We start from the raw sequence: 17360 nt of genomic DNA on the forward strand, positions 1-17360 counted from the left end.
CCGACTGCTGAGGTCGAGCCGGAGGTCACCGAGGCGACTGCCGAGGTCGTCGTGGTCGTGGAGCCCGAGACCGAAGCCGTGCCGGTTGCCGAGGTCGCCGAGGTCGCCGAGGCCGGGTTCGCCGAGGCGGAGCCGGCCGTCAAGCCCGAGCCCGCCCTCAAAACCCCCAAGGCTGCCAAGGCCCCCGAGGCCGCCCCTGCCGCCGGGCCCGGGAAGCCGGACTTCACGCCGGGGCGTCCGGTGACCGCCTACTCGGCCGACGAGCTGCTCGCCGTCGTGCGCTGGGTGGACGGTGACGGTGTCGACCGCAGCGACGAGGAGCTGCTGCGGGCGGCGATGAAGGAGCTGGGCTTCGGTCGCCTCGGCCCGCGCATCAAGGAGGCGCTGGGCGCCGCCGTGACGGCCGCGCGCGGCTGACCCGAAGCGACGCCGAAGGGCCCGGTGCGGGAGGTACGCCTCCCGCACCGGGCCCTTCGCCGTGGTCAGCCGGCCTTGTTCCAGGGGGCGCCGGCCATCAGCGCCTTGACGTTGGCGACGTAGCCCGGGTTCGGGATGGCCACGCTCCCGCCGGTCGCGCCCGTGACGGGGTCGGTGACGGTGTTGTAGTGCACGTTGCCCGCGCCCGCGTTGTAGGCGGCGATCACCAGGTCGAGCAGCGGTGTCCGGCCGGTGGCCGGGTCGGGGGAGAGGTCGTACTTCCCGCCGAAGGAGGAGTCGCCGAAGTAGGCGACCAGCCAGTCGAGCAGCTGGGTGCCGAGCTGGACGTTGCCGGCCAGCGTCTTCGGGTCGGAGGTGGTGCCGAACTTGCTGTTCATCCAGCTGACGGTGGCGGGCATGATCTGCATGGTGCCGATGCCGCCGTCGCAGGCGAGGATGCCGGACTGCCAGCCGCTCTCCTGCCAGGCGATCGCCTTGACCAGGTTGACCGGCAGCGCCGGGAGCCGGTCCGTGCCGCCGTTGCTGAGGAACAGCGTCCGGGACTGCCCGGCGGCCGAGCCGAGCGCCGCCGCGACGGCCTCCTTCGGCTCGTCGGGCTGGAGCTTGGTCGGGGTGCAGCCGCTCTGCAGCGGCGGGACGTGCGGGGTGGCGGGCGCGGGCGGCGGCGGGGGCGCGACCGGGCCGGGCTTCGCGGTCGGTGCGGGCGCCGCGGCGACGGCTGCCGGGGCCGGGGCCGGGGCCGCCTGGGCCGCCGGGGGCGCGCTGGTGGCCTTGGCGGCCGGGTCCGCGGGCTTGGTGGTGCCGGGCCTGGCCGTGCTCGCCGACGCGGTCGGGCTCGGCTTGGCCGACTTGCCCGCCGTCGCGCTCGGCGAGGCGCTGGGGCCGGGCGAGGTGCTCGTGCCGGGCGAAGGGCTCGCCGTCGCCGGGGCGTCGGCCGTCGGGGTCCCGGAGGGCGACACCCCGGCGGTGGCGGCCACCGCCGGGCCCGCCGCGGCGTCGGTGCTGCCGTCCGCCTTCTTGCTGCCGCAGCCCGTCAGCAGCGCCGTCGACACGGCCGCCGCCGACACGAGAACCAGCGCCTGCCGTGAAGCACGCACCTTCATGGATTTCCGCCCCCCGTTTTCGCCGGCCGTCCCGGCGAGAGGCGGTCATCCTACGACGGTGTGATCGTCCTACCGACGCGGGCCCCGGGGTGACGTTCGGTACGCGGCTCCGGCGTCCCGGCGGCCGCGTGGCGGTCCGGCTCGGGGCGGCCCGGTCAGTCCGGCGCCGCTCCCGGCCGGGCGCGGGCCAGCTGCGCGGCGAGTACCCGGGGCGCCTGCGCCAACGACGGTCCGTACCAGGTCAGATGGCGTCCGCTGAGCAGGGCCGCCGGGATGCCGGGGAACGCCTCGGGGCCGTCCTCGGCGGTGAAGCGGTACGGCTCGTCCGGGAGGACGACCACCTCGGGCCCGCTCGCGAGGAGGTCGGGCAGGGGGACGGCGGGGTAGCGGTCCGGGTGGCCGGCGTGCAGCGTCACCCGGACGCCGAGGCGCCGGAGCAGGTCGCCGGCGAAGGTGTCGCGGCCGAGCACCATCCATGGCCGGCGCCAGACCGGGACGACGGCCCGCCGGAGCACCGGCCCGGGCGGGGCGACGTCCGCCCAGGCGGCCTCGGCGGCGTCCAGCCAGGCGGGGCGGGGGAGTCCGCAGCCGAGGGTGAGCAGGCGGTGGAGGGAGTCGAAGGCCTGCTCCAGGGTGCGGATGTCGGTGACCCAGACGGCCAGGCCGGCGGCGCGCAGCGCGTCGAGGTCGGGGCGGCGGTTCTCCTCGTCGTTGGCGAGCACGAGGTCCGGCGCGAGGGCCGCGATCCGGCGGACGTCGGGGTTCTTGGTGCCGCCGATCCTGGCCACGGCGAGGTCGGCGGGGTGGCTGCACCAGTCGGTGGCGCCGACCAGCAGGCCGGGAGCGGTGGCGGCGACGGCCTCGGTCAGCGAGGGGACCAGCGACACGATCCGCCGGACCGGGCCGGGCCCGACCGGCACCCGCAGCCCGAGGTCGTCCACCCGGAGCTGCGGCCCGCCGACGGTCACCCCGCCGGGCCCGCCCGGCCGGGACCCCGCTCGCGGACCGGACCCTGACGGCGGGTCGGACGGCGGCCCGGGCGGCTCGGGCGGCTGGGCGAGGTGGGAGGCCATGCGGCAAACCCTAGGCCGAACGGGCCCGTCCGGCGGGGGAAAGTCGTGGGAACCGGGCGGGTGCGGCGGCCGACTACCTGGTCCGGGCTCCCAGGAAGGGCCCGAGCACGATCATTGACCAGGAGAGTTCCATGCGCCCTCGCGTGTTCTGCGGCATCGCGGCCGCCATCGCCCTGTTCGCCACGGCCTGCGGGAGCGGCGGTGGGGGGAGCAGCGCCGGCGGTGACGGGACGGGTGGGGCGGGGCAGTCCCCCGCTTCCGGGTTCCCGGTGAGGGTGGCGGACTGCCAGGGCAAGGAGACCACCGTCCAGCAGGCCCCGAAGCGGATCGTCACCAGCAACGCCGCCGCTCTGGAGATGCTGCTCCAGCTCGGCGCGGGCGACCGGGTCGTCGGCACCGGGTTCCCGCCGGGCAAGGGCAGCCTGCCGGCGGCGCTGGCCGAGCAGGGCGCGAAGGTGCCCGTCCTGGGCGCCAAGGTGATCGCCAAGGAGAAGCTGCTCGGCTCGGGCGCCGACCTCTACGTGGACACCTTCGGCTCGATGCCGATGATGGGCGGGGCGGGCGCGGTGCCGAGCGAGCAGGAGTTCGCGGCCGCGGGGATCCAGCACGTCATGCTGCTCTCCACCGCCTGCGCCGGTACGCCGAAGGCCGCCCCCGCGCCGCGCACCGACCTCTCCCAGGTGGAGGAGGACATCCGCCGGCTCGGCGCGGTGACCGGTACGGCGGCCAGGGCCGAGGAACTGGTCACCGGGATGGAGCGGCAGATCGCCGAGGTCCGCACGGCGACCGCCGCGGTGCCCGCCGACCAGCGGCCGAGCTACTTCCTGTTCGACTTCGACGCCGGGACCAAGCAGCCGATATCGGTCTGCGGCCGGCAGGTCGCCAACGCGGTCATCACCCTGGCGGGCGCCCGCAACGTGTTCGCCGACTGCGACGCCGACTTCAAGCCGGCGTCCTGGGAGGACGTGGTCGCCAAGAACCCGGACTGGATCCAGCTCGCCGTGCGCAACCGGGGCACCGAGGAGGAGAACCGCAAGGCGTTCGAGGACGCCGAGGCCTTCCTGCGCGGCTTCCCCGCGACCCAGGGCCTGAAGGCCGTCCAGGAGGGCCACTTCCTGCGGATCGGCTCCGAGGTCACCACCATCGCCGGGGTGCGCAACGCCGACACGGTGGGGCAGATCGCCGCCACCGTGTACCCGGCGCTCGTCGAGAAGGGCCGGTAGGCCGGTGGCATCGGCCGCCGTCACCGCCAGGCGGAGCCGGACGGGGACGCTGCGCGCCGGGCCGCTGGCCGTCGTGCTCGCCCTCGCCCTGGTCGCCGCGCTGACCGCCGCCGTCTCGCTCGGCTCGGTGGACATCGCCCCGGGCGAGGTCTGGTCGGTGGTCGCCCACCGGCTCACCGGCCGCGCTCCCGAGCCCGGCACCCGGGACCTCATCGTCTGGCAACTGCGCGTCCCGCGCGCCCTGCTGGCGGCGATGGTCGGGGCCGGGCTCGGCCTGGTCGGCACCGCCGTCCAGGCACTGGTCCGCAACCCGCTCGCCGACCCCTACCTGCTCGGGATCTCCTCCGGAGCCTCGCTCGGCGCGGTCGCGGTGATCGTCCTCGGCGGCGGCCTCGGCCTGGAGCTGGCCTTCGGCAGCGCGATCGGACTGACCATCTCGCTGGCCGCCTTCCTCGGCGCGCTGGCGGCGTTCTCCCTGGTCTGGCTGCTGGCCCGGCGCGGCGGCGGGTTCTCGCCGCTGCGGCTCGTGCTGGCCGGCATCGGCATCGGCCAGTTCCTCGCCGGCTTCACCAGCTACCTCGTCCTGCAGACCAGCGACGAACAGCAGACCAGGGGCGTGCTGTTCTGGCTGATGGGCAGCCTCAGCGGCGCGGTCTGGGGTCAACTGGCCATCCCCGCTGTCGCGGTGGCCCTCGGGCTGGCGCTGCTCCAGGCCCGCGCGCGGAGCCTGAACGCGCTGCTGATGGGCGACGAGACGGCGGCCGGGCTCGGGGTGGACGTCACCCGGCTGCGCCGCGAGATCTTCGTCGTCACCAGCGTCCTGACCGGGGTGCTGGTCGCCGTCTCGGGCGCGATCGGCTTCGTCGGGCTGATGGTGCCGCACGTCTGCCGGCTGCTGGTCGGCGGCGACCACCGCCGGCTGCTGCCGCTGTCCGCGCTCACCGGGGCGGTGCTGCTGGTGGTGGTCGACACCCTCGCCCGGACCGCCCTGGACACCCAGGAGCTGCCCATCGGGGTGGTCACCGCGCTGCTCGGCGCGCCCACCCTGCTCTTCCTGCTGGACCGACGACTGGAGCGGAATTGAGGATCGCGGTCGAGGATCTGAGTGTCACCCTGTCCGGACGGACGGTGGTGGCCGGCGTCCACCTGGTCGCCGAGGAGGGGGAGATCGCCGGGCTGGTCGGTCCGAACGGCAGCGGCAAGTCCAGCCTGCTGCGCACCGTCTACCGGCATCTGCGGCCGAGTGCCGGGCGGGTTCTGCTGGCCGGCCGGGAGCTGGCCGGGCTGACCGCCGCGCAGTCCGCGCGGCACATCGCCGCGCTGCCCCAGGAGCGCGGCGGGGACTTCGAGTTGACCGTCCGCGAGGTGGTGGCGATGGGCCGCACCCCGTACAAGCGGGCCTTCGCGGCGGACGACGCGGAGGACCACCGGCTGGTCGCGGACGCCCTGGAGCGGGTCGAGATGGCCGGCGCGGCGGACCGCCGGTTCGCCCAGCTGTCCGGCGGTGAACGCCAGCGCGTGCTGCTGGCCAGGGCGCTGGCCCAGCAGCCGGACGTCCTGGTGCTGGACGAGCCGACCAACCACCTGGACGTCCGGCACCAGGTCGAGCTGCTCGGGCTGCTGCGCGAACAGCGCCGCACCACGCTGATCGCGCTGCACGACCTCAACGCGGCGGCCTCGGTCTGCGACCGCCTGCACGTTCTGCACGAAGGCGCCCTGGTGGCGTCCGGGCCGCCGCGCGAGGTGCTGACCCCCGAGCTGTTGGCCAAGGTCTTCGGGGTGCGGGCGGCGGTGGTCGAACACCCGCTCACGGGTGATCCGTTGATCGCGTTCGACCACCGCACGCCCGCCTCGATGGCGGGATCGCCGAAGCGTCAGGAGGTCTCGTAGTGGCTCGGGCGGCCGTCGCGCTCCACCAGCCGGCCGATCCGCCCGGCCTCCTCGCTGCGTAGCAACTCCCAGCGCCCGTCGGGGCGGTGGAGCACCGCGGAGTGCCACGGCGTCATCCAGACGTCGGCGGCCTCCAGCAGTCGGATGCCGAACTTCGCCACGCCGACCCGCTGGGGGTGGATGGAGAGCCGGAAGGACCGGGGGTGCTGCTCGGCGATCAGGTCGCCCCAGGCGCGGCTGCGCTGGATGACGCCGTACGCGCGCTGCCGGCAGTCGCGCTGCAGGGCGGACCTGGTACCGGTGAAGCCGGCGGTGTCCTCGGTGAGGAACCGGGTGATGCCGCGGTAGAGGCGCAGGGTCTCCTCGTCGGTGAGCACCTGCTCGCGCAACTCCTCCTTGCTGGGCGCGTACTGGGCGTGCACCCGGGCCCGCTTCTCGTCGAACGGCAGGTCGCCGAGGACGGCCCGCAGGTCGAAGGTGGCGAGGTGGCTCAGGCCCTCCCGCGCGATCATCGCGGAGAGCGCGTCGGAGTACTCGTCGATGTGGTCGTCGGGGACGTGGATGAGGTCGCCGAAGATGTGGCCGTCGGAGCAGATGAGGATCTGCGCGCCGGGCTCGTAGAGCGTGCCGATCTCCTCGCAGAGCCGGTCGAGGAAGGTGAGCGAGAGGCGTTCGCCCTCGTCGGGCAGGTGGCCGAGGACCTTGGCGGAGTTGGGCGACTTGCAGGGGAAGCCGGGCAGGGTGAACACGATCGGGTCGCCGGCGGCGACGAAGTCGGCCAACTGCTCCAGCTGGAGCGGGAAGTCGGCGGTCGTGGCGTCGACCTCGGGGTCGGAGGCCCGGCGGTGCGGGAGCAGCAGCTCCAGGATCGCGGCGCAGATCCGCGGCACGGACTCCGGCGCCGGGGCGCCGGGGCGGCGGGCGGCGCCGGGCGGGGCGGCGCCCGGCCGGGGCTCGGCGGTTCGGTGGTCGGTGGGCCCGTGTTCGGCGGGTCGGGCGGTGGTACCGGCCGCGGTGGCGGCCGGGGAACGGGTGTCGGTCGGGGAGTCGGTCGCGACGCCGGTAGGTGGCATGGTGGTCCTCCACGGGACGAGCGGTGTGCGGGCTTCGGGGCAGGCGGGAGCCACGCCCGGCGGTGGCCGCCGGGACGACGGGAGGGAGCGCGGGGGCTTCGGGGCGGTCAGACCCGCCGGTCGTAGGCGACCGGGAGGCGGTTCACGCCCCGGGCGAGCACGGCGGGCACCCAGGTGAGCGCGTCGATGCCCGCGCCGTCCTCGGTGGACGGCCGCAGTCCGGGCAGCCGGGTGAGCAGGGTGGCGAGGGCGATCTGGAGTTCGAGCCGGGCCAGGGCCGCGCCGGGGCAGTAGTGGATGCCGTGGCCGAAGGCCAGGTGGGCGTTGGGGGTGCGGTCGAAGTCGAGGACGTCGGCCTCGGGGAACTGCTCGTCGTCGCGGTTGGCGGCGCAGAGCGAGACGATCACGGAGTCGCCGGCGGGGACGGTCGTGCCGTACAGGTCGCTGTCCTCGGCGAAGAAGCGCCAGGTGGTGAGCTCGAACGCGGCGTCGTGGCGCAGCAGTTCCTCCACCGCGCGGGTGAGCAGGCCCGGGTCGGCGGCGATGCCGTCGCGCAGCCGGGCGAGCTGCTCGGGGTGGCGCAGCAGGGTGATCAGCATGGTGGTGATCTGGTTGGTGACGGGCTCCTGGCCGGCCACCAGCAGCTGGAACACGATCGAGTCGCGCTCCTCGGGGGTCAACTCGCCCGCGTCACAGGCGGCGACGAGCCGGCCGAGCAGGTCCGTGTCGGGCCCGGCGGGGTCGTGGTGGGCGCGCTTGTGGGCCACCACGTCGGCGATGTACCCCTGGAGGCCGCGCAGCCGGCCCTCGTAGGCCGGCCGGCCCGGGTCCTGCGGGCCGACCGGCTGGACGACCTTGCCCCAGTCCCGGTCGAAGCGGGCGGCCAACTCCGGCGGGAGTCCGATGACTTCGGCGAGCACCCGGAAGGGGTAGTGGGCCGCGAAGCCGGCCACCAGGTCGGCGCCGCCGGTCCCGGGCAGCTCGTCGACCAGGGCGTCGGCGAGCTCCTGGACGCGCGGCCGCAGGGACTCCACCCGGCGCGGCGCGAAGGCGTCCAGGACGAGCCGGCGCATCTGCGTGTGCTTCGGCGGGTCCTGGTGCAGCAGGTGGACCTGGAGCTGGGAGTGCTGCGGCTCGGGCATGATCGAGGCGAGCCGGCGCCAGCCCTCGTTGCCCAGGGCGTGGTTCTTGCCGAGTCGCGGGTCGTTGAGGGTCTCGTGGGCGGCCCGGTAGCCGGTCACCAGCCAGGCGGCGATCCCGCTGGGGAACCGGACGCGGTGGACCGGCCCGGCCTCCCGCATCCGCCGGTAGAGCGGATAGGGGTCGCTCTTGTACGCGGGCCCGTACAGCGGTACCGGGTCCGGGAGTTCGTCGTAACCGAACGGGCAGCGCGGGGCGTCCGCCGGGCCGGCGTCGGCGGCGGTCGGGTCGTGGACGGTGTCGGTCATGCGGGGTCCTCCGGTCGGGATCGGTGGTGCGCGCGAGGGCGCTTCGTCAGGATCTGGAGCGCGTCGTGCTGTCGGCCCCGCTCGCCCCGTCGGTGCTCCCGGCCTGCTCGGGGAGCGGGGGGAGCGCGGCGCGGGCGGCGCGGGCGGCGCGGGCGGCGCGGGCGGCGCGGGCGGCGCGGTGGGCGCGGTGGTGCAGGGCGAGGAGGGCCACGGCCGTGGTGGCGGCCAGCGTGGCGAGGACGAGTCCGGCGCGGCCGGCCGTGGGGCCGCTGCCGCCGACCAGGGCGGCGGAGGTGCCGAGGGCCGGGCCGAGGGCGAACCCGAGGCTGCGGGAGAGCTGGACGACGGAGCCGGCGGTGGCCAGTTGCCCGGCGCGGGCGGCGCTCATCACCAGGGCCTGCACCGGGCCGCCGTTGAGGCCCATGCCGGCCCCGGCGAGCGCGAGCCGCCAGGAGATGTCGGCCGGCGTCCAACCGGAGTCCAGCGGGACGAGCAGCAGCAGACCGGTGGCGGTGACGACGGCGCCGGTCAGCGCGGTGGGCCGGGCGCCCCAGCGGTCGGCCAGCCGCCCGCCGAAGCGGCCGGCGAGCACCATGCCCAGCGGGAACGCCAGCATGGTCAGGGCGGTGGTGGTGGCGCTGATCCCGTCGTCCCGGCGCAGGTGCTGGGCGAGCAGGTAGTGGGTGGCGGCGAAGCCGGCGGCCAGGGCCAGCACCGAGCCGTTCACGCCGGCGGTGCCGGAGGCGCGCAGCACGGCGGTGACCGGCCGCCCGCCGGGCCGGCGCAGCCAGAGCGCCACCAGCGGGGCGGCGGGCAGGGCGAGCAGCAGCAGGCCGGGCCGGTCGGGGGCGAGGGTGAGCCCGAGCATGACGGCGGCCACGGCCGAGCCGATCAGCGCGGCGTCGCCGAGGGAGCCCCGGTCGGGCAGGCGCAGCCGGCCGCCCCGCGGGGCGTGCCGGTAGGCGATCGCCAGGGCGACCAGACAGACCGGCAGCTTGACCAGGAAGATGGCCCGCCAGCCGACGTGGTCGAGCAGCAGGCCGCCGAGCACCGGCCCGGTGACGGCGCCGAGCGGGCCGAGGGTGGCGGGGACGCTCATCGCCCGGCCGCGCAGCTGGGGCCGGACGGCGGTGGCGGCCAGCACCGGCATCAGCACGAACAGCACCGCGCCGAAGGCGCCCTGGGCGAGCCGCGCCGCGATCAGCCAGCCCGCCCACGGGGCGACGGCGGCGAGCACGCTGCAGAGCGCGAAGCAGCTGACGGCCAGGAGCAGGGCGGACCGGGCGCCGACCTGGCCGAGCCAGCGCCCGGCCGGCAGCAGCAGCGCCACCAGCGGGAGCTGGTAGCCGAGGACGGCCCACTGGGCGGTGGTCGGCGAGACGTGCAGTCCGGCGGCTATGTCGGTGAGCGCCAGGTTGACGACGTTCATGTCGAGCATCGCCACGAACGAGAGCAGCCCGGCCGCCACGACCAGGATCCACCGGTCCGGCGGCTCTGCCGGACCGTCACCCGGTCCGCCGGTGGCCGGCGCCTGTCGCGCTGCCATGGGTCCTCCTCCGCTTGCCGTGCCGTGCGACACCGCCTCGTCGGCGGCGTCCGGTACAGCAGTCGGGGGCGGGGGAGCTCCGGTTCCGAACACCTGAGGGAATTTCCCGGTTGGCCGGAATGGGGCGACCGGATGGCTGGTCTAGACCACTAGTGATCTAGGAAGCCCTCGGTTCAGCGCCGGTTCGGCCCTGGTTCGGCCCCGGTTCTCCCGGCACGATCGACCCCGTCGGCCCGGTGCCGGTCCGGCAGGGAGGCGAGTCGGTCGGACGGCGGCACGGGGGTCGCTCCGATGGCGGCACGGGGAAATAGCCCGGTCCGTTCCGGGGTTGCAGCCAGGCACGACGCATGATCGCGGCAGGACCGGAAGGATCATCATGAAGATCGGCATCATCGGCGCGGGCAACATCGGCGGCAACCTCACCCGGCGGCTCACCGCCCTCGGGCACGAGGTGTCCGTGGCCAACTCGCGCGGCCCGCAGACCCTGGCCGCGCTGGCCGAGGAGACCGGCGCCACGCCGGTCGCCGCGACGGAGGCGGCGCGCGGCGCCGAGATCGTGGTGGTGACGGTGCCGCTGAAGAACGTGCCGGACCTGCCGTCCGGCCTGTTCGACGGCGCAGCCGAGGGCTTCGTCGTGATCGACACCGGCAACTACTACCCGCAGCAGCGGGACGGCCGGATCGCGGCCATCGAGGAGGGGCAGACCGAGAGCCGGTGGACGGAGGGCCACCTCGGGCACCCGGTGGTGAAGGCCTTCAACGGCACCTACGCCGAGGACCTGCTGGAGCGGCCGCGCCCGCAGGGCGACCCGGACCGGCTGGCGCTCCCGGTGGCCGGTGACGACGAGGCCGCCAAGCGCGTCGTCCGGGCCCTGATCGACGAGCTGGGCTTCGACAGCGTGGACGCGGGCGGTCTGGACGACTCCTGGCGCCAGCAGCCCGACACCCCCGTCTACGGTCTGCGGGCCGGCGTGGACGCGGTCGTCAAGGCGCTGGCCGAGGCCTCGCCCGAGCGCCCCGCCGCCTTCCGCGCCCAGGCCTGACGCGCCAGGCCTGACGCACCAGGCCCGACGCGCCGGGCCCGGGCCCGGTCGGCGCGCCCGCCCGGTTCCTTTCCCCGATGAGGGAGGAACCGGGCCGGGACGCGCCGACCGGGCCGGTGGCGCGGCGTCAGCAGGCGGCGGCCAGCGGGGTGGCCGGTCCCGGGGACGCCGGGTCGCCGGTCTCGGCCGCCCGCAGGCGGGCGATCAGTTCCTCGCGGGCCCGGGCGACCCGGGAGCGGACGGTGCCGACCGGGCAGCCGGCCACCGCGGCGGCCTCGGCGTAGCTCAGGCCGACCACCTGGGTGAGCACGAAGGCCTCCCGGCGCTGCGCGGGCACCCGGTCGAGCAGGTCGCCGAGCGCGACGCCGTCCTCGAAGCCGGCGGCGGGCGGGGCGCTCTGCCGTTCGGCGGCCTCCTCCCAGTCCGGCAGGGCGGCGCAGCGCGGGCGGGCGGCGGCGGTGCGGTAGCGGTCGATGACGGTCCGCCGGGCGATCGACAGCAGCCAGGTGCGGGCGGAGGAGCGGCCGGCGAAACCGGGCAGGCTCCGCAGCGCGCGCAGGAAGGTCTCCTGGGCGAGGTCGTCGGCGGACTGCACGTCGGTCAGATGGGCGACGAACCGCCACACGTCCCGCTGGGTGGCCATGACGAAGGCCTCGACGTCGGCCGGCCGGCCCGCGCGGGCGGCGAGGGCCAGCGCGGTCAGCTGCTCGTCATCCATGCCGCACCCCCACCCGGTCGGTCCGGCCCGGGGCCCGGTGCGGGACGATGGTCACATGAGATGCGCCCAGTTCCGTACTGCTCTGTCCGCCCGTCTCGACGGTGAGCCGACCGGTCTGCCGGACCGGCGGCTGGACAAGCACCTCGCGCGCTGCGAGGCCTGCCGCGGCTGGCAGGAGCAGGCGGAACGGCTGCGCGGTCGCACGACGGGGATCGACCCGGACGGCCCCTCGGCGGCATGGTCGGCGAACCTGCTCGCGAGCCTGGGCGGGCGCGGGTCGGGTGCGGGCGGTCCCGGCGTGACGGGCGGCCCCGGGCAGGGGGACGGCGGGTCGGGGCCGGAGCGGTAGGACGGTGGCGCCGGGCGAGGCCGGTGCGCCGTCGTAGTCAGGCATGAAGAGGTCCTGAGGAGAGTGCTCGGGAGCGGCGGCCGCTGCGGGCGGCGCGCTCGGCGTCGGTGGACGCGCACGGATCGCCGTGTCCCGGCAGGGGGCGGCGGGGCGTGCGGGCCCGGGCCCCGGCGGCGCGGCCTACGGCCACGGCGCGGGGCGACCTGCCCACCGCGGCGCGGACACCGGAACGGCGTCGGGCGGCGGGCGCGTCAGCAGGCGGCAGCGAAGGACGGCGGCCCGCGCCGGACGAGGGCGTGCGAGAGCAGGACCGGTCGGGGCGGGCGGGCCCGACGGGCGGCGGGCCGGGGCGGGACCGGCGGCTCGAAGCCGCGCGGTCGGGTGAGCAGGGCGAGCACCGGGAGCAGCAGGACCCCGGCCAGCACGGTGCCGAGTGCTCCGAGCAGTTCGAACAGCCGGGTCAGCGCGGTCTCGCCGCGCCGGAGCAGCAGCGCGCAGGCGAGTGCGGCGAGCAGGTGGGCGGTGAGCATCCCGGCCGACATGGAGTGGGCCGCCATGTCGTGGCCGGACATCCCCGGCATCCCCGAGGCTCCGGACAGCCCGGCCGGGTCGCCGGACAGGCCGGACCCGCCGGTCAGGCCCGCCAGCCCGTGGTCCGCGGCGGCCGTGGCCGGAGGCGGGCCCACCGCGGCCGCGGTGCCGTGGTGGTGCGCCCCGGCCAGGACGCGGACGCCCGTGGCGGGCGGCACGTCGGGGTCGATCCCGGCCATCCGGGCCAGGTCGGCGGGGGAGAGCCCGGTGGGCGTCTGGTCCGGATTGCAGAGCAGCAGGCCGGCCCAGTCCGTCGTGGCGATGCGGCCGAACCCGCCGCGGTCGGCGGCCAGGGCCCCGGCCTGTTCGAACATCAGGTGCAGCGCGCTCTGCGCGGCCACCATCCAGACACTGATCGGACCGAGCCCCCGCCGCTTGCCGGCCAGCAGCCAGCCGAAGCCGAGGGTGAGACCGAAGGCGCCCGCCAGGACCGGCGGGGAGACCCCGGCGCCGGCCATGGTGACGTGCGCCGCGGCGGCCAGCGCCACGCAGAGCGCGGCGAAGACCACGGCGCGCAGTGCGCGGATTCGGTCGGTCATCACGATGACACTCATCGTCGCATTCGCCCCGGCGGGCCAGGACCGCGCCCTCGGGTATTGGCCGGTTCGGCCCCGTGAGAGCATGCCCGGCCGCCCGGTCCCGGCTGCCCGGACGGGCAATCGGCCAAGCGATCGGACGGGCGATCGGAGGGGCAGTCGACCGTGGTCGGCGGACCGCCACCGCCCGGCCGTCGCCGGCCCCCGAGGGCGACGCGCCAGAGGCGGTTCGTACGGTTGCCCGGCCCCGGCTTGTCCGTTCCGGCACGGGACCGCCGCCCGCGCCCGCCCGTACCGTCTGGGCACCGCGCGGCGCCGCGCCGCCGGTTCGACGACGGCACGGGCCGGTGAGCACGGAGAGGCGGGCGGGCCGATGTACTGGCTGGTTCACGACTATCGCGAGGACGACCTCGCGGCGGTGGTCCACTTGATCGACACCACGGCGGAGCTCGGCCAGGAGTCGGTGTTCTCCCTGGCGGAGTGCATCAGCGCGCTGACCTCGCGCCAGCCGGCCGTGGTCGCCGTGCACCAGGGGGCGCCGATCGGTGCCGCGCTCGCCTGCGTGGCGGGCGAGCGCGCCTGGGTGATGCGGATCGCGATCGCGCCGGCCTGGCGCGGCCGGGGCCTGGCGAGTTCGCTGCTGCGCGAGCTGGAGCGCCGGCTGGTGGCCTGCCGGGTGCGCCGCATCGCCTACGTGCTGCCCGAGGAGGAACTGCTCGGCGAGGGCCTGCACAACGCCGGCTACACCCGCCGCCCCGCGGCCGCCTACTTCGAGAAGGACGAGCCGCAGGCGGGCGCGGCGAGCGGACTCCTGGAGGAACTCGGCGGCCGGCTGCTGCCGGGCGACCTCTGGGCCAAGGTGGCCGGCATGGAGACCGAGAAGAACCTGATCGAGCGCCGGGTGGTGGCACCGCTCGCCGAGCCCGAGCGGGCCGCCCGGCACGGTGTGCGCCCGCCGCGCGCGATCGCCCTGTTCGGACCGCCCGGTACCGGCAAGACCACCTTCGCCCGGGCGATCGCCTCCCGGCTCGGCTGGCCGTTCGTCGAACTGCTGCCGTCCCGGCTGGCCGACGAGGGCAACCTGGCGGCCGCGCTGCGCGACGCCTTCGCCCGGATCGGCCGGCTGGAGCGCGCGCTGGTCTTCATCGACGAGGTGGAGGAGATCGCGCCGCTGCGCACCGAGGGCGTCCAGGGCGGCATGCACGGCGTCACCAACGAGCTGCTCAAGCTCATCCCGGGGTTCCGGGAGGGCGAGGAACGGCTGCTGGTCTGCGCGACCAACTCGATCCGCTCGCTGGACCCGGCGTTCCTGCGTCCGGGCCGCTTCGACTACCTGATCCCGATCGGCACTCCGGACCCGGCCGCGCGCTCCGCCATCTGGTCCCGGTACGCGGCCGGCCGGGCGGACGTGGACCTCGACGCGCTGGTGGGGGCGAGCGAGCTGTTCACCCCGGCGGACATCGAGCACGCCGCCCGGGTCGCCGCCCAGGCGGCCTTCGAACGGGACCTCGCCGGAGCGGACCTCGCCGGAGCGGACCCCCTCGGAGCCGCCGTGACGGGGCCGGACCCCGACGCGACGGGGCCGGACGCCGCCGACGGGGCGAGCACCGAGGACTACCTGGCGGCCATCGCCCGGGCCCGGCCGACCGTCACCCCGGCGATGATCGAGGAGTTCGGCGCGGACATCACCTCGCATGCGCGCGTCTGAATGTCGTTTCATCGCATGGTAGTTGCGGTTTGACACCCTGCCGGTCGGTGCTGACTAAATGTGGGCACCGACAGGACAGGAGGCCCGGCATGGGCACAGTGGCCGCGACGGACACCGCCGCCGTCGACCTCGCCGACCCCGGCTTCTGGCAGCTGCCCGCGCCGGCCCGGGCCGCCGCCTTCGCCGAGCTGCGCCGACTCCCCGGCCCGGTCTTCGTCGGCGAACGGGCCGGGGAGCGGGCCGGCGGCGCCAAGGGCGGCAGGACCGGCAGGAGTGCCAAGGGCGCCAAGGGCTACCACGCGCTGGTCCGGCACGCCGACGTGGTCGAGGCCAGCCGCACCCCCGCCGTGTTCCTCAGCGGTCCCGGGGTCACCACCCCCGAACCCGCCCGCTGGGTCCGGGCGCTGTTCGGCGACTCGATGGTCAACCTGGACGACCCCCGCCACGCCCAGCTGCGCCGGATCGTCTCCCGGGCGTTCACGCCGCGGCTGATCGCCCGGGTCGAGGACGACATCCGCCTGGTCGCCGCCCGCCTGATCGACCGGGTGGCACGGGACCGGCCCGAGGACTTCGTCACCTCGGTCGCCGCCGAGCTCCCCTTCCAGGTCATCTGCAACATGATGGGCATCCCGGAGGAGCCCCGCCGCGCGATCCTCGACCAGGTCAACCACGCCTCCGAGAACACCGGGGTGGCCCGGCCGCTGCGCAGCCGGATCCGGGTGCCCGGGCGGGGCCTGCGGGCGCTCGCCCGGATGCAGGGCATGGTCGCCGAACTCGGCCGGGAGCGGCGCCGCCGGCCCACCGACGACCTGATCTCCGCCCTGGTCACCGCCGACGTCGACGGCCGCCGGCTGACCGGCCGGGAGCTCGGCGCGTTCTTCTCCCTGCTGCTGGTCGCCGGTGTCGAGACCACCCGCAACGCACTGGCCCACGGCCTGCACCTGCTCACCGTCCACCCCGAGCAGCGGGCCCTGCTGCTCGCCGACCCGGACCGCCACCTCGGCGGCGCGGTGGACGAGATCGTCCGCCACGCGACGCCGATCATCCAGTTCCGCCGCACGCTGGCCGTCGACCACCGGCTGGGCGGCCCCGAGGGCCCCCTGCTGCGGGCGGGGGAGAAGGCGGTGCTCTTCTTCGGCTCCGCCAACCGCGACGAGAGCGTCTTCACCGACCCGGACGCCTTCGACATCACCCGCACCCCCAACCCCCACCTCGGCTTCGGCGGTGGCGGGCCGCACTACTGCCTGGGCGCGCACCTCGCCCGGCAGGAGATGAAGGTGCTCTACCGGGAGCTCTTCACCCGCCTGCCGCAGGCCCGCTCGGTGGGCGAGCCGGAACTGGTCCCGTCCAACTTCGACCACCGGGTGCGGGCGCTGCGCTTCACGTTCTGACGCGGCCCCGCCCCCCGTGGGCGGCTACCCGCCGGTCGGGATGCCGCGGTCGGCCTTCACCTGCTTCATGGTCAGGTGCGAGTTCACCTGGGCGATCCCGGGCAGCCCGGAGAGCACGTCGGTGATGAACCGCTCGTAGGCCGCGATGTCCGCCACCGCGATCCGCAGCAGGTAGTCCGGTTCGCCGAAGAGCCGGTGCGCCTCCACCACCTCGGGCAGCTCCGCCACCCGGTGTTCGAACTCGGCCACCGTCGCCCGGTCCTCGTGCCGCATGGTGATCGTCACGAAGGGCTGGAAGCCGCGACCCACCGCCGCGCCGTCCAGCAGCGCCCGGTAGCCGCGGATCACGCCGTCCTGCTCCAGCTGCCGGACCCGGCGCAGGCACGGCGAGGGGGTGAGGTCCACCCGGGCGGCCAGTTCGGCGTTGGTGAGGCGGCCCTCCTGCTGGAGCTCTCGGAGGATTCTGCGGTCGATACGGTCCATAGCGCAATATTCTGCCAAATCGCGGACCGAACGGGCAGGAAGTGGCCATCGTGTGCCGAGCCGTTCCGGCTACCTTCAGTGACCGTAGCGCCGGAACGAACACGACAGGTCACGACCATGGACACGCACGCCCTCCTCCTCTTCCTGGGGGTCGACCTGCTCCTGGTCTGCACCCCCGGCCCCGACTGGCTCTACATCGCCGCCCGCGGCCTCGGCCAGGGCCGCCGCGCCGCACTGGTCGCCGTCGCCGGCGTCTGCGCCGGATACGCCGTGCACACCCTGCTCTCCAGCGCCGGCCTCGCCGCCGCGCTGCGGGCGGTGCCCGCCGCCCTGCCCGTGCTCCGGCTGGTCGGCGCCGGGTACCTGCTGGTGCTGGCGGCCGGCATGCTCCTCGCGTTGCGTCGGGGCGGGGCCACCGCCTTCGCGCAGGCACCGCCGCAGCCCACCGCCACCGTGCTGCGCCAGAGCATGCTCACCGCCCTGCTCAACCCCAAGGGCCTGCTGCTCTACCTCTCCCTGGTGCCGCAGTTCGTCGACCCGGCCGCCGCGCTGCCGGTCGGCGGCCAGGTGCTCGCGCTCGGCTCGCTCAACGTGCTGGCCTGCGCGGTCGTCTACGCCCTGGTCGCGCACGCCAGTGGCCGGCTGGGCGGCCGGTTCGGCGCCACCCCGCAGGCCGCCCGGCGGATGACGATGGTCTCCGCGGTGCTGCTGATGCTGGTGGCGGGCGTCACGGCGAGCGCCTGAGAAC

At 75.7% G+C, this 17360-nt stretch carries 16 protein-coding genes and 1 pseudogene; 9 read left to right on the top strand and 8 right to left on the bottom strand.

Features of this window, described 5'->3' with window-relative positions; all coding sequences use genetic code 11:
- Nucleotides 1-417 (top strand): annotated as a pseudogene (locus ACZ4UX_RS15865) (hypothetical protein); the annotation flags it as partial.
- A 65-nt stretch (nt 418-482) separates the two neighbouring features.
- On the opposite strand, the gene ACZ4UX_RS15870 reads toward ACZ4UX_RS15865, so the two are convergent.
- Together ACZ4UX_RS15870 and ACZ4UX_RS15875 are read right to left on the bottom strand one after the other, a co-directional pair.
- Nucleotides 483-1535, bottom strand: a complete 1053-nt coding sequence (locus tag ACZ4UX_RS15870) for a transglycosylase SLT domain-containing protein (RefSeq protein ID WP_465707068.1) — start codon at nt 1533-1535, stop codon at nt 483-485.
- Nucleotides 1536-1696: 161 nt separating this feature from the next.
- Nucleotides 1697-2614 (bottom strand): helical backbone metal receptor, encoded by a 918-nt coding sequence (locus ACZ4UX_RS15875; RefSeq protein WP_465707069.1) that lies wholly within the window; start codon nt 2612-2614, stop codon nt 1697-1699.
- Between the two features lie 131 nt (nt 2615-2745).
- Here ACZ4UX_RS15875 and ACZ4UX_RS15880 point away from each other — a divergent pair, with 131 nt between their 5' ends.
- Genes ACZ4UX_RS15880 through ACZ4UX_RS15890 form a run of 3 tightly spaced genes read left to right on the top strand, consistent with a single transcriptional unit; the run spans nt 2746 to nt 5727 of the window.
- Nucleotides 2746-3837 (top strand): ABC transporter substrate-binding protein, encoded by a 1092-nt coding sequence (locus ACZ4UX_RS15880; RefSeq protein WP_465707070.1) that lies wholly within the window; start codon nt 2746-2748, stop codon nt 3835-3837.
- 4 nt (nt 3838-3841) lie between these two features.
- Nucleotides 3842-4921 (top strand): FecCD family ABC transporter permease, encoded by a 1080-nt coding sequence (locus ACZ4UX_RS15885; protein ID WP_465707071.1) that lies wholly within the window; start codon nt 3842-3844, stop codon nt 4919-4921.
- Nucleotides 4918-5727: an ABC transporter ATP-binding protein gene (locus tag ACZ4UX_RS15890; protein ID WP_465707072.1), complete on the top strand. Its 810-nt coding sequence runs from the start codon at nt 4918-4920 to the stop codon at nt 5725-5727. The genes ACZ4UX_RS15885 and ACZ4UX_RS15890 overlap by 4 nt, the downstream gene beginning before the upstream one ends.
- On the opposite strand, the gene ACZ4UX_RS15895 is transcribed toward ACZ4UX_RS15890, so the two are convergent.
- The 3 genes from ACZ4UX_RS15895 to ACZ4UX_RS15905 form a co-directional block, all read right to left on the bottom strand.
- Nucleotides 5712-6800, bottom strand: coding sequence for an L-tyrosine/L-tryptophan isonitrile synthase family protein (locus ACZ4UX_RS15895; protein ID WP_465707073.1), 1089 nt, complete (start codon nt 6798-6800; stop codon nt 5712-5714). The genes ACZ4UX_RS15890 and ACZ4UX_RS15895 overlap by 16 nt on opposite strands.
- A gap of 107 nt (nt 6801-6907) precedes the next feature.
- Entirely contained in the window at nt 6908-8248 is a 1341-nt protein-coding gene (locus ACZ4UX_RS15900; protein WP_465707074.1) for a cytochrome P450 family protein, read from the bottom strand.
- Between the two features lie 46 nt (nt 8249-8294).
- A complete protein-coding gene (locus ACZ4UX_RS15905) occupies nt 8295-9794 on the bottom strand; it encodes an MFS transporter (protein ID WP_465707075.1) in 1500 nt (499 codons plus the stop codon).
- Nucleotides 9795-10170: 376 nt separating this feature from the next.
- Here ACZ4UX_RS15905 and ACZ4UX_RS15910 point away from each other — a divergent pair, with 376 nt between their 5' ends.
- Nucleotides 10171-10836: an NADPH-dependent F420 reductase gene (locus tag ACZ4UX_RS15910; RefSeq protein WP_359804192.1), complete on the top strand. Its 666-nt coding sequence runs from the start codon at nt 10171-10173 to the stop codon at nt 10834-10836.
- A gap of 127 nt (nt 10837-10963) precedes the next feature.
- Here the strand turns inward: ACZ4UX_RS15910 and ACZ4UX_RS15915 are convergent, their stop codons facing one another.
- Nucleotides 10964-11554 carry a sigma-70 family RNA polymerase sigma factor gene (locus tag ACZ4UX_RS15915; RefSeq protein WP_352287374.1) on the bottom strand — a complete coding sequence of 197 codons (591 nt, stop codon included), beginning with the start codon at nt 11552-11554 and terminating at the stop codon, nt 10964-10966.
- A gap of 55 nt (nt 11555-11609) precedes the next feature.
- On the opposite strand from ACZ4UX_RS15915, the gene ACZ4UX_RS15920 reads away from it, so the two are divergent.
- Nucleotides 11610-11903: a zf-HC2 domain-containing protein gene (locus ACZ4UX_RS15920; protein WP_465707076.1), complete on the top strand. Its 294-nt coding sequence runs from the start codon at nt 11610-11612 to the stop codon at nt 11901-11903.
- A 251-nt stretch (nt 11904-12154) separates the two neighbouring features.
- On the opposite strand, the gene ACZ4UX_RS15925 is transcribed toward ACZ4UX_RS15920, so the two are convergent.
- Entirely contained in the window at nt 12155-13033 is an 879-nt protein-coding gene (locus ACZ4UX_RS15925; RefSeq protein WP_465707077.1) for a hypothetical protein, read from the bottom strand.
- 370 nt (nt 13034-13403) lie between these two features.
- Between ACZ4UX_RS15925 and ACZ4UX_RS15930 the strand changes: the two genes are divergently transcribed.
- Together ACZ4UX_RS15930 and ACZ4UX_RS15935 are read left to right on the top strand one after the other, a co-directional pair.
- Nucleotides 13404-14738 carry an ATP-binding protein gene (locus ACZ4UX_RS15930; protein WP_465707078.1) on the top strand — a complete coding sequence of 445 codons (1335 nt, stop codon included), beginning with the start codon at nt 13404-13406 and terminating at the stop codon, nt 14736-14738.
- Between the two features lie 89 nt (nt 14739-14827).
- A complete protein-coding gene (locus tag ACZ4UX_RS15935) occupies nt 14828-16129 on the top strand; it encodes a cytochrome P450 (protein ID WP_465707079.1) in 1302 nt (433 codons plus the stop codon).
- 24 nt (nt 16130-16153) lie between these two features.
- Here ACZ4UX_RS15935 and ACZ4UX_RS15940 read toward each other — a convergent pair whose 3' ends face one another.
- Nucleotides 16154-16612: an Lrp/AsnC family transcriptional regulator gene (locus ACZ4UX_RS15940; protein WP_329490434.1), complete on the bottom strand. Its 459-nt coding sequence runs from the start codon at nt 16610-16612 to the stop codon at nt 16154-16156.
- 117 nt (nt 16613-16729) lie between these two features.
- On the opposite strand from ACZ4UX_RS15940, the gene ACZ4UX_RS15945 reads away from it, so the two are divergent.
- Nucleotides 16730-17356 (top strand): LysE family translocator, encoded by a 627-nt coding sequence (locus ACZ4UX_RS15945; RefSeq protein ID WP_329490435.1) that lies wholly within the window; start codon nt 16730-16732, stop codon nt 17354-17356.
- The last annotated feature ends 4 nt before the right edge of the window (nt 17357-17360 follow it).

The organism is Kitasatospora sp. NPDC028961, from assembly GCF_055564815.1.